We start from the raw sequence: 16,069 nt of genomic DNA, 5'->3' as shown, positions 1-16,069 counted from the left end.
AATGTGATTACATTTATAAATACAACTGACATAAATATAACAGAAAAAACAGCTGTTGTTATCGGAAAGTTTGACGGTGAACACAGAGGGCACAGAAAGTTGTTTAGGACGCTTAAGAAAGAGGCGACCGAAAGAGGACTGAAGACTGTGGTATTTTCCTTCAGAATATTGCCGTCAAATATTGTAAAAAATAAACATACCACACAGATTTTTACAAATGTGGAAAGAAGAAAAAAATTAGAAGAACTTGGAATTGATTACTATATAGAGTATCCCTTCAATATGGATATAGCAAGGCTCACAGGTGAGGAGTTCTTAAAAGATATTCTTATTAAGAAGCTTGGTATGGCTGAGATAGTGGCAGGAGACGATGCGGCTTTCGGCTACAAAAAAAGCGGTAATATCGAGCTTCTTAACAGGCTTTCAAAGGAATTGGGCTTTGATGTAAAGATAATTACAAAGGAAAAAGACGATTTCCAAAACGATATCAGCTCCACACTTATCAGGTCAAAGCTTGATGAGGGAGATATGGAAGAAGCCAATAAGCTTTTAGGAGGAGTATATTCTATAAGCGGTGTTGTTGAAGAGGGAAATAAGTTAGGTGTTAAGCTCGGTTTTCCGACACTTAATATTTTTCCTTCAAGTGAGAAGCATCTGCCCAAATCCGGAGTGTATGCGTCAAGAGTAAGAATAGGAGATGACGATACACTTTACTTAGGGCTTACCAATGTAGGTTCAAATCCAAGTATAAAAGATGATAAAAAGGACCATATTGCAAGGGTTGAGACATATCTCTACAACTTTGACGCCACACTTTACGGCAGAGAGATAGAGGTGTATCTTTATAAATATATAAGACCTGAGATAAAGTTTGAAAGTTTGGAGGCTTTAAAGAGCCAAATAAGCAAGGACAAAGTGGAAGTATTGAACTTCCTGAACAGCCATGCAAATTAAAGGAGAGCTATGGAAGAGAAAGATTTATTTGAAAACGGTATTGTAGATGACGGAAGTGTATCTGTTTCTATCACACTTGATGATGACACCGTATTGGAGTGCATTGTATTAAATATATTCAGTGCAGGTGACAGAGAGTATATTGCGGTAATGCCTGAGACAGATGACGAAGAGGGAACGGTATATCTGTACAGATACTCGGAGACTGAAGAAGGTCAGCCTGAGCTTACCAATATAGAGACAGATGAAGAATATGAGATAGTTGCAGATGCCTTTGACGAGCTTCTTGACGATGAAGAGTTTGAGGATATGCTTGGAGACGATGAATTCTAAATAAAATGTAAAATCAGGTTACAGTTTGACAATGCGGTTAAACTGTAACTTTTTGCATATATGGTGAAGGAAATGAAAAAAGAATTAGACTATTTTAATGTTGACGGGAAATATGGATGGGATCAAAACGATTTTAAGGACCTTTGGATGAATAAGGGCGGATGTGCCTGTGTAACCGCTTGTGACAGCTTTATTTATATGAGAAAGTATATGGGCAAGGATAATCTCTATCCATATGATATTGACCATATAACTTCCCTTGATTACATCGACTTTTCAAACAGTGTAAAACCTTATTTAAGACCCAGAATAACGGGAATAGACAGACTTGAGATATATGTGGACGGAGTAAGTGAGTTTTTGGAAGATATGGATGAGCATTATATAACCCTGTCGGAATTTTCAGGTAACAACTCACTTGATGATGCGAAAAATGCAGTAAAATCACAGATAGATAAGGGATTTTTGGTGCCGATGCTGGTTCTTATGCATAAGAATCCAAAGTACAGAGATTTTTCGTGGCATTGGTTTTTGCTTACAGGATATGATGAGGAAGTAAATAAATTTTTAGTCAAGGTTGTAAGCTATGGAGACTACAGGTGGTTTGACATTAAAGAGCTTTGGAATACAGGATACAGAAGAAAGGGCGGATTGATACTCTTTAATAAAAATGCTTGACAATATCTCAAATAAAGCATAGATTGGTAGAAAAGGCTTATGTAGTTGCCGGAAAAAGGATGGAAAAAGGATGGATAAAAGAAATTTGACACTATTGACAGACTTGTATGAACTTACAATGATGCAGGGATATTATGTGGAAAACAGCGCTAATGAAACAGTCATATTTGATATGTTTTACAGATCAAATCCGAATAAGAACGGATATGCTATATGTGCGGGACTTGAACAAGTCATCGACTACATAAACAATCTGCACTTTGATGATGAAGATATAGAATATCTGAGAAGTACAAAGATATTCAGAGATGATTTTTTGGAGTATCTGAGAAACTTTAAGTTCACAGGAGATATCTACGCAATACCGGAGGGCAGAGTTATCTTCCCGAGAGAGCCTCTTGTAAAGGTTATTGCACCTATAATGCAGGCACAGCTTATAGAGACAGCACTGTTAAACATCATCAATCATCAGTCACTGATAGCAACCAAGGCTGCCAGAGTTGTTTTAGCTGCGGAAGGTGACGGAGTGATGGAGTTCGGACTTAGAAGAGCACAGGGACCTGACGCAGGTATCTACGGTGCCAGAGCGGCAATGATAGCAGGTTGTGTGGGAACCAGTAATGTACTGTGCGGAAGAATGTTTGATGTACCGGTGCTTGGAACACATGCACACAGCTGGATAATGAGTTTTCCGGATGAGCTTACCGCATTCAGAGCATATGCAAAGACCTTCCCTACAGCATGTACACTCTTGGTAGACACTTATGACACCTTAAAATCAGGTATACCGAATGCGATAACAGTATTTAAAGAGATGAGAGAGGCAGGAATAACTCTTAAGAACTACGGTATCAGACTTGACAGCGGCGACCTTGCATATTTGTCAAAAAGAGCTAAGGAAATGCTTGATGAGGCAGGTTTTAGTGATGCTGTTATATCCGCTTCAAACGACCTTGATGAGAATATTATATCTTCATTGAAACTGCAGGGTGCCACCATCAACAGATGGGGAGTAGGTACCAATCTTATCACATCCAAGGATTGTCCTGCATTCGGAGGTGTATATAAGCTTGCGGCAGTTAAGGATGATAAGAACGGTGAGTTTATACCTAAGATAAAGTTGTCTGAGAATGCGGAAAAGATTACAAACCCGGGAAATAAGAAAATATACAGGATTTACAATAAGAAGACAGGCAAGATAATAGCCGATTATATATGTTTGGAAGATGAGATTTTATCTGAAGACGAATCACTTATGCTTTTTGACCCTGTGGAGACATGGAAGAGGACAAAGCTTAATGCAGGTTCATTTGAGGTTAAGGAGCTTTTGGTTCCGGTATTTAAAAACGGTGAATGTGTATATAAGTCACCTTCAGTGATGGAGATAAGAGATTTTTGTAAGAAGGAGCTGGATACTCTTTGGGATGAGTCAAAGAGACTTGCATACCCTCATGAGACTTATGTAGACCTGTCACAGAAACTTTGGGATATGAGATATGAATTATTGCAAAAATATCATTATCAGGAGTTATAAATAGATAGAAGTTATGATACAGGAGATATACCCTAAGGTCTTTTATCCTGAGTTCAGGAATAAAAAGGCTACAAATAAAAAATCATTTGTTTTACATTTTGAATACAATAAAATAATGCTTATAAAGGATGCATTGACAGGAGAGATAAGACTTCCGAGATTTGAGGATTTAGAAGAAGACGATGAGAATATATATGAAAAGTCTTATTATGTAAACGCTGTAGACGATGAGGAGCTTTATCTGGTGGATGATATGCAGGTGCCTGAGTTCGGCGGTTTCTATATGGAAGGAATGCAGGTACTTCGTGAGTTTTCGCCACAGTATCAGGCGTTTGCAGCTATCAGTGCATCACAGGTCTATAGATGGATGAAGAGCAGGAAATACTGCGGATACTGTGGAACGGTTACAGAGAAGTCCAATACCGAAAGAGCTTTGATTTGTCCGAAGTGTAAGAATATTGAATATCCGAAGATATCTCCTGCGATTATAGTGGCCATCAGAGATGGAAACAGACTGCTTCTGACAAAGAATGCAAAGGGTACATATAAGTTTTACGCGCTTGTAGCAGGCTTTGTCGAGGTGGGAGAGAGCCTTGAAGACGCGGTAAGAAGAGAAGTTATGGAAGAAGTTGGGCTTAAAGTGAAGAATATACAAAGCTATAAGTCACAGCCTTGGTCATTCTCGGACTCATTGATGCTTGCATTTATTGCGGACTTGGACGGCGATGATAAGATTACGATACAGGAAGAGGAACTTTCAGAGGCAAGATGGTTTGATAGAGAGGATGTTCCCGTTCTTCCTTATCATATCAGTGTCGGACATGAACTTATACAAAAATTCAGAGACGGTGAAATATAAAAAGTCGGGGAAACCCGACTTTTTTATGGCAGTCTGTACGGATAAAACGGCAGATTCCTTACAATACCGTATATTATCAAAATCACTATAAGTACAATCATTATATTGTTTTCAAGAGAACTTATCTTTCTTTGACCTGTTCTTATATATCTTATCTGATAGAAGATATAATACAGTACAATGACCGGTGTCAGAAAGATAAGTATCTGATTATAATAAAATGCCGATTTTATATCGCCATGTGAGAGTGCAACACACATTCTGCTGACGCCACAGCTTGGGCAGTCAAGGTGTGTAAGCGTTTTGAATGCACATGGTATTCTTACATGAAAGTTATAGAGTATATATAAAAAAATACCAAGGCAAAGAATTGCAATGGTATTTTTTATTGTTCGTATCAGTCTGTTTTTCATATATTAGAATACAGGCTTGTTGTTTACGAAGTTGTTCTGATCATCGGCAATCGTGTTTATACTGTCCTGCATCAAGACACAAGTAACAATCCCCAAAAAGAAGAATGTAAGTATAACATATAGCATTGCGCGGCTTTCAGATGCTCTGCCTGCTTCTATTGCCTTTTGGTCCAACAATACTCCGGCTTTATAAACCCAATACAAAAGGTATATTCCGCAGGTTACAAAGCTCAGAAGAATAACAACTATAGGAGACATACTGTCAGGATCTCCGGATATTGTATTGATATCGCTGATAATACAATAAAGCCAGTAGATACCGTAAAAACCGCAAGTAACAATGTATAAAATAATGCATGTCACTATATTTTTTCTTTCTAATATCATAATACTCCTTTCAAGATATGGTACAAAAAATTTATACCTATTACAATGCCGATGCAGTATATCAGAAAATAAATGTATAGTAAAGAGCGTATATACAATTGTAAAGTTTTATAAATAATAATGTAAATAATAAAAATATGAACTTGAAAATATTTTTTTGTATCCACCCCCACTTTTTTTGAACTTTAACCCGAATATTATATTATCGGTGATAAACGCAGAATAAAAAAACCGATAGAAATATAATTGGATGGGCAAAGCCCGAAAGGAGAACAATATGATTAAGAGAAAACTTTTAGTAGCAGGTATGACAGCATTTGCAATTACTACAGCCACAGGAATAGCAGCATTGGCATCACAGGGAAATGTAAATATGAATACTTTTGGAACGGGTGCACAGAACCAGTACTTTGCAGGTCAGAACTTTTCAAATCAAACAGACGGAGTTTTTGATAAGGGAATGATGAATGATAACGGTTTTGACAGAAATGATTTTTCTACAGATGATAACTTTGAAATAGGAACAGCAAATAACGAAATGTCAGGACAGGGCTTTGGTAAAGCAAACAACGAAACGGCCGGACAGAGCTTTGATACAGCAGACAACAACTCAGATGAAAAGCCTGTACTTCCAAGAAAGTCTGACGAAGAGGCAATGAAGGAAGGAAATCCTAAGCCGGCTCTTCCTGAGGGAGTAAGTGTTGAAGACACAACAAGTGAGACGGATAACGAGCTTCCGCCGGTTCCACAGATGACGGATGCAAATCAAAGTAATAAGGATGATAAGAAATCAACGATGAGAGCGGAAGACAAAGAAATGATCGGACAGAGCTTTGATACAGCAGACAATAACTCAGATGAAAAGCCTGTACTTCCAAGAAAGTCTGACGAAGAGGCAATGAAGGAAGGAAATCCTAAGCCGGCCTTGCCTATGGGTGTAACAGTTGATGACGCCGATGTATTAAGTAACTGATATTTTTTCATACGTTGACGACTAAATAAATTTAAAGTAATATTTTATACAATATAAATATCATACCTGTGCAGATACTGTAACGAAATTTTGAGTATAGTATTGCACAGGATATGATTGATATTTATGCCAATCGGGAGATCTTGCGTGTTTATATTTGGAACTGAACAAATTTCTGAAGATGTGTTAAGAGCACAGACAGATGAAAATTATATGAATGATTTTATCAAAAAGCACAAGAAATTTATTTTACTTAGTGCTTTTAGAGCAACAAAACGTTTTATAACAGAAAATGATGATGAATACTCTGCGGCTATGATTGCCTTTTGTGAAGCGGTGAAATCCTATGAAGAATCCAAAGGAAGCTTCAAAGGGTTTGCTTTTTTGGTGATTAAAAGAAGGTTAACAGACTATTCCATCTCACAGGCACGATTTCAAAAGGAATTGTCGGTCGAACCTGCCTCTATGGACGGAGAGATAGAAAATGAAGAAGAAGTCAGCGCCTTACAAATAGAAATACGACAAAGATCTGCGGAAATCTCAAAGACTGAAGGTATAGGTGTGGAGAATCCCGGTTCAACACCTATGCAGGATGAGATTGCAGCTGTTCAAAAGTTACTTTCAGGCTACGGGTTTTCTTTTTATGACTTGACGGAGTGTTCACCGAAGGCGGAGAAAACAAAGATAGCCTGTGCAAAGGCGGTTGCCATGATTTTGAAAAATCCCTCTTTATTCAAAAAAATGCAAACCTCAAAAACGCTACCTGTTAAGGATATCTCATCAGATAAGAGTATTTCCGTGAAGATTTTGGAAAGGCATAGAAAATATATTATTGCAGCGGCAGAAATTATGAACGGAGATTATCCTCTGTTAAAAGAATATATGAATTATATCAGAAAGGCATTAGAATCAGAGCTATGAAAGCAGTAGTATTGGAAATCAAAGAAAAATGGGCCGCTGTTCTTTGTGAGGACGGGGTAATAAGGAAGGTAAAAAAGGGAAACTTTAAGGTCGGAGATTCATTTGACTTTGAAGCTGAAAATCATAAAAAAGTGGTTTCGATAGGATCATTAAGGCGAAATATGGTTGGAAGTGCAGCGGCACTCTTCCTGATTGTTGCAGGAGTAGCCGGAACATATTCATATAATAATGTACTGGCATGTTCATATGTGTCATTGGATATAAATCCGTCAATAGAGTATACATTAAACAGACAGGATAAGGTGGTAGCAGTTAAAGGGCTAAACAATGACGGACAGGAAATTGCAGATGAACTGATATATGTAAGAAAAACAACCTTAAAAGAGGCTCTAAAAGAGACAAAGCAGCTGCTGACAAAAAAGAACTATTTGAAGAGCGGTTCAAGCGAAGATGTACTGATTGATATTTCTGCAAATAATTCATCACGTACAGATGCATTAAAAAAAGAAGCTTTGTCGGTGTTTGGTACAGAGTTGACAAAAGGAGAATTAAATCTTGTACTTACAGAATCAGATTTAAAAGAACATAAAAGAGCAAACAACCTTGGAATTTCTACAGGAGAGTATAAACAGATTCAATATATTAAGAATAAATCTGAAAAGGTTGGAGATAATCAATATAATGAAAATAAGGATTATGTGTTACAGGCTTCGGATATTGCCGTATATAAGGATTACACGGTGTCACAACTTTTGGAATCTTCAGGACAGGGAAAGAAAAATACTCAAAATGATACCTCCGACAGTAAAGTAGAGTCAAAATCTGTTGAGTAAAGCACTACAGACTTGAAAGAAGAACAAACCGGTGAAAAACAGATTGAACAGCCTACTAAAAATGGCAACATTGAGGATGAAAATACCGGAGTGCAGACCGAAAAACCGAGTGATGAAAAGGAATCAAAGGCAGTAAAAGAGCCTTCTAAAAACCGAGACAGCTTACAAACAGTTGAGGAAGCACCAAATACGCAGATTGAGACAAATGCTGATAAGACTCCGGAAAATAATAACATAAGTGTACAGGATAAAGAAAGAAACGATATAAAATCTTATGATGAATCAAGGAAAGAACAGGAAAACTTACCGCAGCAAAATAATAATACTAAGGATAACGGAATGAAAAATGAAGGAGGAAATCAAGGAGACGCAAGAAATCGTTAATACAGACCCGACTTCATGTATGTTATCATTTTATATATGTATACTACAAGTAGAATGACATTAGAATTTTTTTATGTTATTATATAAACAGTGATTTGGGACTGTGCCCGGAAAGGAAAAGACATGAGAACAATGAATCGTTTTGACTATTTTAATATTGAACGCTATGCCTACGCACTTCTTAGTATGCTGTTAAGGAAGGGCTTTGTTTTAGTGCACTCATTGGAGATAGGTCAAGTACGAGAGAATTGTTTGTATAATTATAGGCATAGGTAGATTTATGCCGATATTATAAATATTTTTGAGGCCGCTTACTCTAAATGGGTAGGCGGTTTTTTTGATGTAAAGGAGAAGATATGGATAAAATAGAAATAAAAGGCAGAGTAAATACGGCTATATGTTATGCAAAGGTTGTAGAGGATGAGGCAATAGAGCAGATAAGAAGAATGTGTGATTATGTAATAACTGAAGGATCGAGAATTCGTATAATGCCTGACGTTCATGCCGGAAAGGGATGCACTATAGGTACTACAATGACCATACATGATATGGCCGTTCCGAATATTGTCGGCGTAGATATAGGATGCGGAATGTATACGGTAAAACTTGGAAATGTGGAAATAGATTTTGAAAAAATAGATGAAGCTGCTTATTATATACCGTCAGGAACGGATGTATGGGACGGCAGACAGGAGCGCTTTGATTTAACAAAGTTAAACTGCTTCAGATATTTGAAAGACTCAAAAAGGCTTGAGCGTTCACTTGGTACACTCGGCGGCGGAAATCACTTTATTGAGATTGACGAGGCAAGTGACGGATGTAAATATCTAATAGTACATTCGGGTTCAAGAAATCTTGGGAAACAGGTGGCACAGTATTACCAAAGACTGGCAATGAATTTAGACAGAGGTTATGGAGATTATCTTGAGAAAAGAGACGAGATAATACGAAGCTATAAGGAGCAGGGGAGAAAAAGCGAGATACAGAGTGCTTTAAAAGATTTGCATTGGCAAGTATATGAGTCTAAGACAAGCATACCTGATGATTTATGTTATTTATCGGATAAATACCTTGCAGAATATCTTCATGATGTGGAGATTTGTCAAAACTTTGCAAAAAGAAACCGTGAGTTGATGGCGGAGATTATTTTAGGAAGAACCGGAATGACAAGTCTTGAGGCATTTCATACTATTCATAATTATATTGATGTGGATGAGATGATTTTAAGAAAAGGTGCGATAGCAGCCCATAGCGGTGAGAAAGTTTTAATACCTATAAATATGAGGGATGGAAGCGTTTTGGCTGTGGGAAAAGGTAACCCGGAATGGAATTATTCAGCACCACACGGAGCAGGAAGACTTATGTCAAGAACTGCCGCAAAAAACAATTTGAGTTTAGATGAGTATAAAGAGACGATGAAGGGAGTTTATTCCACTTCTATAAATGAATATACATTGGATGAGGCTCCGATGGCATATAAAAGGCTTGAGGATATCATAGATGTTATAAAGGACTCTGTGGATATCATCGAGGTAATGAAACCTATTTATAATTTTAAAGCTTCAAACTGAGGAATTCTCTTTTCCTTAGCTTGAGGCGGAAAGGAAAAGAGATGATTGTATTTCCTACCATTGATTTGGTAGCAACAGGAAAAAATATTATAAAACTTAGAGAAGAGTCGGGACTTAGTGTAAGAGATTTGCAAAATATATTCGGTTTTGCAACACCGCAGGCTATTTACAAATGGCAGCACGGAACGGCACTTCCGACCATAGATAATCTTATAGTACTGTCGGCGGTATTTAAGGTCTCTATGGAAGAAATTATTATAGTACAGACAAAAATAAGTGCTTAAGTAGTAATGTAGAGATTTTTAATGTACAGCTATGGGTTTATACTAAAGATGACAATAAAATGAATTGTTTAAGGAGTATTTATGAGCAAAGAAAATTTAGAAACAGCCCCGAATTTAAACTTTATTTTTTGTAGTCATCCTTTAGATAAAAAGAAGGTGGATGAAGATTATTTTGAAGAATATCAGGCGGCGGGATTAAATCATGCGTGTGCATTATTCAGTTATGAAGATTTGGAAAGAGGAAAACTGTCACTTTGTGGTGAAGATATTAAAGGCACTACGATATACAGAGGTTGGATGATGTCACCGCATATGTATGAAAACTTTTATAATCTGCTGCTTGAAAGAGGAATACAGCTGATAAACTCTCCGAAGGAGTATGCAAAATATCATCTTTTGCCGGGGTGGTATAAAGATTTTGAAGGTATTACTCCTTTCAGTGTGTGGTGTGAGTCAAAGGATATAGATGATGCCTTAAAACTTACAGAAAATCTTGAAGGAGCATTCATTGTAAAAGATTATGTAAAAAGCAGAAAGCATGAGTGGTACGATTCCTGTTTTATAAAAGATATTAAGGATAAAGAGGAGGCATCTCGAGTTATCGAAAATTTTATTACACGTCAGAGTGAAAACCTTGAAGGTGGAGTTGTACTTAGAAAGTTTGAAAGTCTTAAATGTATAGGAAAATACAAAGACAGCGGTATGCCGATTTCAGAAGAATACAGAATATTTGTTTTCAATGGTAAGATATTGATTGCTGATAATTATTGGAATAAGGATAAAGAAGTAAATATATCTGAAGATGAGTATGCTTGGATTGAGTCTGTAGCAAGTAAGGTAGAGAGTAATTTTGTAACTGTTGATTTGGCAAGGAAAACCGACGGCAGTCTGATAATAATGGAAATGGGAGACGGACAGGTATCCGGATTACAGCAAATCGGTGCAGATGAATTTTATAGGGAGTTTCACAATCAGAGTAAAGAAAATATTTATTCTATAGATTATGTTAAGAACACACTTAGAGATTAGGATATAATCATATAAAATCTTGTAAAAATAATATATTGCTTTGTAAGAGCACATATGCTACAATATTGTGGTTGTGAATAGGGCGATGGTCCTCTGGAAGAAATTTTAAGAACATCAAAATAATAGGAGGTTTCACATGAACGATTTAATAAGAAGTATTGAGGCAGAACAGCTTAAGGCAAATGTTGATGACTTTAATGTAGGTGATACAGTAAGAGTACACAACAAGATCCGCGAGGGTAACAGAGAGAGAATCCAGATTTTCGAGGGTACAGTTTTAAAGAGACAAAACGGTGGTGCAAGAGAGACTTTCACAGTTAGAAAGAACTCAAACGGTATCGGTGTTGAGAAGACATGGCCATTACACTCTCCATCTGTTGACAGAGTAGAAGTTGTAAGAAAAGGTAAAGTTAGAAGAGCTAAATTATATTATCTTCGTGACAGAGTCGGCAAGGCTGCTAAGGTTAAAGAAGCAGGCGCAAGATAATCTGAACTTAATATTTTTAACGGCTGCTACATATGTAGCAGCCGTTTTTTACATAAATCTGAATAAACCGATAACTTTTCCAAGGATAGTGACCTCCTTTACCAAAATAGGTTCCATAAAATCATTCTCAGGTTGTAATCTGTAGTAATTGCTTTCTTTAAAAAATCTCTTTACAGTGGCTGAATCATCAATAAGTGCAACTATGATATCACCGTTTTTAGCAGTGTTTTGCTTAGCCACTATTATCTGGTCGCCGTCATAAATACCGACATTTATCATAGATTCTCCCTTGACCTTTAACATAAAAATATCCGTGTTAGGCAAAAATTCTGTGGGAATAGGGAAGTAGTCTGAAATATTCTCTGTAGCAAGCAGCGGCATACCTGCAGCTACCGTACCCACCATAGGAACATTGACCACCTCTCTGCGTGTGAGGTTGAAGTCATCGTCGGTTATCTCTATGGTTCTCGGCTTTGACGGGTCCTTTCTGATATAACCCTTTTTCTCAAGGGTATTGAGCTGAGCATGTACTGAAGATGTGGATTTAAGTCCTACAAGTTCACCGATTTCACGAACAGAAGGCGGATAGCCCTTTTTCAAGATGGAATCCTTGATAATATTATAAATTTCTTCCTGTTTTTGTGTTAATGGATCCATAAAATCTCCTTTATATGGGTATAGTTATACATCTATCCTAACATATGTTCGATTAAAATGCAAACAAAAGTTCGAAAATGCTGATTTGCCAAATAAAAAAAGCCTTGAAAACTCAAGACTTTTAAGTGGAGATGACGGGAGTTGAACCCGTGTCCAAAAAACAATTCCCTGTTCTTCTACTATTATAGTTGCTTGTCGAAATTCCCCTTAAAAACAGTCAAACAACAAACTGTAATCAAGAGTAGCTTCATAATACATCTATATACTCAAAGCTTTGTATATAAGGTTTCTCACATAAGTCGATACAGATTCTATAAGTGTGAGTGCTTATAGGTCTGCAGCTGCCTTAGGCAGCGTATGCTAAATTTTCTTCAGCGTTTATATTTAATTTTGCCATTTAACGCATTGCATACGAATAGCTTCACCAGCTGCATGTTCCCTGTCGAAACCGGTACATCCCCAAAGTGAAAGTAAACATTTCGTTTACCGATATATTTTAACATATATCCGGATAAATTCCACTTAAAAATTTCTTACATATAGTGTTTTTGATAACCGGTTATAAAATATACATATAACACTAATCTTTACTTTTATCATAAATTATTTTACTATAAAGGGCATGATACTTTCCGAATGGGTACGGAGTGCTCACCTTTATAAACTTAAGTATCAGGCATAAAGAGTTATAGAAAGAAGAGATATGTTCAATATAGATGTAAAACTTACAAAGGATGACGAGTCTGAGGTACTTAGGTATCTTCAGCACAACGGTAAAGATATAGATGAAAATCTGCACTCACAGGTACTTGAGTGTATGGAGAAAATAAATGCCGTTGCGAAGCCGAACTTTGTATTCAGAGAATGGGATTTGGAAGAAAAGGGAAAGTTTCCTAAAGAGCTTGATTTCTTTGTCGGAAACAGTATAAAAAAACATATAAAAGATTGTCATAAACTGATTTTGATGGCTGCAACTATAGGAATAGGGGTTGACAATGCAATAAGAAAAGAAGAGCTTAAGAATGTGGCTAATGCACTGATTATGGATTCATGCGGTTCAACGCTTATAGAGGCTGTATGTGACAGTATAGAGGCAAGCTTCAGAGAGCAATATTTAAAAGAAAACAATTATCTGACATTCAGATTTTCACCGGGCTACGGTGATTTACCTATTACGATACAAAAACAGTTTGTAAATGTTGTCAATGCCACCAGAAGAATAGGAGTCAATGTCAGTGACAGCGGAATAATGTTGCCGAGAAAGTCGGTTACAGCTATAATCGGAGTCAGTGACCAAAAATTGGAGACACTTAAAAAGACTTGTGCAGGATGCAATCTTTTAAAATCATGCAGGTATAGAAAGATAGGAGTTAGATGTTATGCATAATTTATTGATACTTGACGGGGCAATGGGTACGATGCTTCAGGCTGCCGGTATGAAGGCGGGTGAACACCCTGAGGTTTTCGGATTTGATAATCCCGAAATAGTTAAAAATATACATTTAAAATATATAGAAGCAGGAAGTAATATAATCTATGCCAATACCTTCGGAGCAAATGCACATAAGCTTGAAGGTTGTAAGATAGATGTGGATACCGCTATAAAGACTGCGATTCAGTCTGCAAAGGAAGCGGTTGCCGAAAGTAAAAGAGATGTGAAAGTGGCACTTGATATAGGTCCTATAGGAGAGCTTTTGGAGCCGCTTGGTGTACTCAGATTTGAAGATGCCTACGATATATATAAGGAGATGGTGGTTGCTGGTGAAAAGTACGGCGCCGATATTATTGTATATGAGACCTTTACAGACCTCTATGATGTAAGGGCAGGTGTGCTTGCGGCAAAGGAAAATACAAAGCTACCTGTTTGGGTAACTATGACATATGAAACCACAGGAAGGACATTTACCGGAACAAAGATAGAGTCAATGGCGGTGACACTTGAGGGACTTGGAGTGGATGCGATAGGATTTAACTGTTCACTGGGACCTAAGGAGATATTGCCTCTTGCCGCAAAGCTTAAGGAATGGACGACATTGCCTATTATAATAAAGCCTAATGCCGGACTTCCGAATCCTTCTACAGGAGAGTATGACCTTCATGCAGCCGATTTTGCAAAGCTTATGGCTAAGTATAAAAGTTTGGGTATATCATATGCAGGCGGTTGCTGCGGTACGGCGCCTGATTTTATAAAGGAGCTTAAGTCAGAGCTTGATGCTACAGAGGTCAAAGAGGGTAAAAGCGTTAAGGTAAAGACAGGTATATGCTCGGCAAATGAGATGGTGGAGCTTAACGGTGTAAGAGTTGTAGGTGAGAGATTGAATCCTACGGGAAAGAAAAGATTTCAGGAAGCGCTTTTAAACCATGAGATGGAATATATCTGCAAGGTGGCTATAGAAGAAGAGGAATCAGGTGCGGATATACTTGATATAAATGTTGGTGTTCCGGGCGGTGATGAAGTTGCACTTATGATAGAGGCTGTAAAGGCGGTACAGTCGGTTGTCAATATTCCGCTGCAGATAGATTCATCAAATCCTGAGGCAATAGAAGCCGGACTTCGTGTATACAACGGCAGAGCGATAGTAAACTCGGTAAATGCGGAGGATGAAAGACTTGACCTCATACTTCCTATTGTAAAGAAATACGGTGCTGCCGTGATAGGTCTTGCACTTAATGAGAACGGACTTCCTACTACCGCAAAACAAAGAGTAGACAATGCAAGTCATATACTAAAAAGGTGCCTTGAATACGGTCTGAAGAAAGAAGATGTTATCATTGACTGCCTTACACTTACAGTTTCTGCACAGCAGGATCAGGCGAGAGAGACTCTTGAGGCCGTAAGAATGGTGACAAATGACCTCGGACTGCACACGACTCTTGGTGTCAGCAATATTTCTTTCGGACTTCCTGCAAGAAGTCATATCACTGAGAATTTCCTTATACAGGCAATGTATGCAGGACTTGATTTGCCTATAGTGAACCCGAATATTGAAGGCATAATGGATGCAATATACTCATATAAGGTGCTTTCAGGAGAGGATAAGGACTCTGTAAAGTATATTGAAAGGTTTGCTACCGTAAAAACCGAGACAAAGGTGGTAACAGTCTCAAATACCGGAGAAGTTACAAAAGAGATGGTGGAAGATGCCATATTGAAGGGACTTAAGGAAGAGACTTACAATAACGCAAAGAAGCTTTTGGAGACAAAGGGTGAACTTGAGATAATCAACGAGTATCTTATACCTGCACTTGATACTGTGGGAGATTTATATGAAAAGCAGGTAATATTCCTGCCGCAGCTTATCAATGCCGCCAATGCTGCAAGCTCGGCATTTGAGCTTATTAAAGAAAGAATAGCAAACAAAGGCGAGCACAATGTCAGCAAGGGTAAGATTGTGGTATGTACCGTAAAGGGTGATATCCACGATATCGGAAAGAATATAGTAAAGGTAATCCTTGAAAACTACGGCTACAGAATGATTGACCTTGGAAGAGATGTTGATATCAAAAATGTGGTGGATACCGTAGTCAGAGAGAATGTAAAGCTTGTAGGACTTTCAGCACTTATGACTACCACATTGCCTGCAATGAAAAAGACTATTGAAGAAATCAGAAAGGTATCTGATGACTGTAAAGTTTGGGTAGGCGGTGCGGTACTTACAAAAGAATATGCGGATGAGATGGGAGCGGATTTCTATGCACCTGATGCCAGAAGTTCGGTTGATATAGCAAAGACAGTTTTAGGATGATAAATTATGGAAAATATTAGAGAGTA

At 37.6% G+C, this 16,069-nt stretch carries 18 protein-coding genes and 1 other RNA gene; 15 read left to right on the top strand and 4 right to left on the bottom strand.

Features of this window, described 5'->3' with window-relative positions; translation table 11 throughout:
* The first annotated feature begins 3 nt into the window (after nt 1-3).
* From ACO6FI_RS01570 to nudC, 5 genes are all read left to right on the top strand, one after another.
* Nucleotides 4-954 carry a bifunctional riboflavin kinase/FAD synthetase gene (locus tag ACO6FI_RS01570; RefSeq protein WP_485455809.1) on the top strand — a complete coding sequence of 317 codons (951 nt, stop codon included), beginning with the start codon at nt 4-6 and terminating at the stop codon, nt 952-954.
* A gap of 9 nt (nt 955-963) precedes the next feature.
* A complete protein-coding gene (locus tag ACO6FI_RS01565; RefSeq protein ID WP_485455808.1) occupies nt 964-1,287 on the top strand; it encodes a DUF1292 domain-containing protein in 324 nt (107 codons plus the stop codon).
* A 72-nt stretch (nt 1,288-1,359) separates the two neighbouring features.
* Complete coding sequence (locus tag ACO6FI_RS01560) at nt 1,360-1,965, top strand: hypothetical protein (protein WP_485455807.1); 606 nt, start codon at nt 1,360-1,362, stop codon at nt 1,963-1,965.
* A gap of 70 nt (nt 1,966-2,035) precedes the next feature.
* Nucleotides 2,036-3,499: a nicotinate phosphoribosyltransferase gene (locus ACO6FI_RS01555; RefSeq protein WP_485455806.1), complete on the top strand. Its 1,464-nt coding sequence runs from the start codon at nt 2,036-2,038 to the stop codon at nt 3,497-3,499.
* 13 nt (nt 3,500-3,512) lie between these two features.
* Nucleotides 3,513-4,358 (top strand): NAD(+) diphosphatase, encoded by an 846-nt coding sequence (gene nudC / locus ACO6FI_RS01550; RefSeq protein ID WP_485455805.1) that lies wholly within the window; start codon nt 3,513-3,515, stop codon nt 4,356-4,358.
* Between the two features lie 23 nt (nt 4,359-4,381).
* Here the strand turns inward: nudC and ACO6FI_RS01545 are convergent, their stop codons facing one another.
* Nucleotides 4,382-4,771, bottom strand: a complete 390-nt coding sequence (locus tag ACO6FI_RS01545; protein WP_485455804.1) for a DUF2752 domain-containing protein — start codon at nt 4,769-4,771, stop codon at nt 4,382-4,384.
* A 3-nt stretch (nt 4,772-4,774) separates the two neighbouring features.
* On the bottom strand, nt 4,775-5,158 hold the full coding sequence (locus ACO6FI_RS01540) for a DUF4234 domain-containing protein (RefSeq protein WP_485455803.1): 384 nt from the start codon (nt 5,156-5,158) through the stop codon (nt 4,775-4,777).
* A gap of 277 nt (nt 5,159-5,435) precedes the next feature.
* On the opposite strand from ACO6FI_RS01540, the gene ACO6FI_RS01535 reads away from it, so the two are divergent.
* The 8 genes from ACO6FI_RS01535 to rplS all read left to right on the top strand — a co-directional run bounded on the left by ACO6FI_RS01535 (nt 5,436) and on the right by rplS (nt 11,640).
* Nucleotides 5,436-6,131: a hypothetical protein gene (locus ACO6FI_RS01535; RefSeq protein ID WP_485455802.1), complete on the top strand. Its 696-nt coding sequence runs from the start codon at nt 5,436-5,438 to the stop codon at nt 6,129-6,131.
* A gap of 147 nt (nt 6,132-6,278) precedes the next feature.
* On the top strand, nt 6,279-7,052 hold the full coding sequence (locus tag ACO6FI_RS01530; RefSeq protein ID WP_485455801.1) for a sigma factor: 774 nt from the start codon (nt 6,279-6,281) through the stop codon (nt 7,050-7,052).
* Nucleotides 7,049-7,885, top strand: a complete 837-nt coding sequence (locus tag ACO6FI_RS01525) for an anti-sigma-I factor RsgI family protein (RefSeq protein WP_485455800.1) — start codon at nt 7,049-7,051, stop codon at nt 7,883-7,885. Before ACO6FI_RS01530 ends, ACO6FI_RS01525 begins: the two co-directional genes overlap by 4 nt.
* Before the next feature lie 12 nt (nt 7,886-7,897).
* Nucleotides 7,898-8,269 carry a hypothetical protein gene (locus ACO6FI_RS01520; RefSeq protein WP_485455799.1) on the top strand — a complete coding sequence of 124 codons (372 nt, stop codon included), beginning with the start codon at nt 7,898-7,900 and terminating at the stop codon, nt 8,267-8,269.
* A gap of 356 nt (nt 8,270-8,625) precedes the next feature.
* On the top strand, nt 8,626-9,840 hold the full coding sequence (locus ACO6FI_RS01515) for an RtcB family protein (protein ID WP_485455798.1): 1,215 nt from the start codon (nt 8,626-8,628) through the stop codon (nt 9,838-9,840).
* 41 nt (nt 9,841-9,881) lie between these two features.
* A complete protein-coding gene (locus tag ACO6FI_RS01510) occupies nt 9,882-10,124 on the top strand; it encodes a helix-turn-helix domain-containing protein (protein WP_009445738.1) in 243 nt (80 codons plus the stop codon).
* An 81-nt stretch (nt 10,125-10,205) separates the two neighbouring features.
* Nucleotides 10,206-11,153: an ATP-grasp domain-containing protein gene (locus ACO6FI_RS01505; RefSeq protein WP_485455797.1), complete on the top strand. Its 948-nt coding sequence runs from the start codon at nt 10,206-10,208 to the stop codon at nt 11,151-11,153.
* 136 nt (nt 11,154-11,289) lie between these two features.
* Nucleotides 11,290-11,640, top strand: a complete 351-nt coding sequence (gene rplS, locus ACO6FI_RS01500; protein ID WP_009445735.1) for a 50S ribosomal protein L19 — start codon at nt 11,290-11,292, stop codon at nt 11,638-11,640.
* A gap of 48 nt (nt 11,641-11,688) precedes the next feature.
* On the opposite strand, the gene lexA is transcribed toward rplS, so the two are convergent.
* Both lexA and ssrA read right to left on the bottom strand, forming a co-directional pair.
* Complete coding sequence (lexA, locus tag ACO6FI_RS01495) at nt 11,689-12,297, bottom strand: transcriptional repressor LexA (RefSeq protein ID WP_298056261.1); 609 nt, start codon at nt 12,295-12,297, stop codon at nt 11,689-11,691.
* A 123-nt stretch (nt 12,298-12,420) separates the two neighbouring features.
* Nucleotides 12,421-12,758: a transfer-messenger RNA gene (gene ssrA, locus ACO6FI_RS01490) on the bottom strand.
* A 242-nt stretch (nt 12,759-13,000) separates the two neighbouring features.
* On the opposite strand from ssrA, the gene ACO6FI_RS01485 reads away from it, so the two are divergent.
* Together ACO6FI_RS01485 and ACO6FI_RS01480 are read left to right on the top strand one after the other, a co-directional pair.
* On the top strand, nt 13,001-13,684 hold the full coding sequence (locus ACO6FI_RS01485; protein ID WP_314610723.1) for a vitamin B12 dependent-methionine synthase activation domain-containing protein: 684 nt from the start codon (nt 13,001-13,003) through the stop codon (nt 13,682-13,684).
* The gene (locus tag ACO6FI_RS01480) at nt 13,677-16,043 is read left to right on the top strand and encodes a homocysteine S-methyltransferase family protein (RefSeq protein WP_485455796.1); all 2,367 of its coding nucleotides are present in this window, start codon (nt 13,677-13,679) and stop codon (nt 16,041-16,043) included. The genes ACO6FI_RS01485 and ACO6FI_RS01480 overlap by 8 nt, the downstream gene beginning before the upstream one ends.
* The last annotated feature ends 26 nt before the right edge of the window (nt 16,044-16,069 follow it).

This window comes from Lachnoanaerobaculum sp. (assembly GCF_057250505.1).
This window is presented reverse-complemented; position numbering and strand designations above follow the sequence as displayed.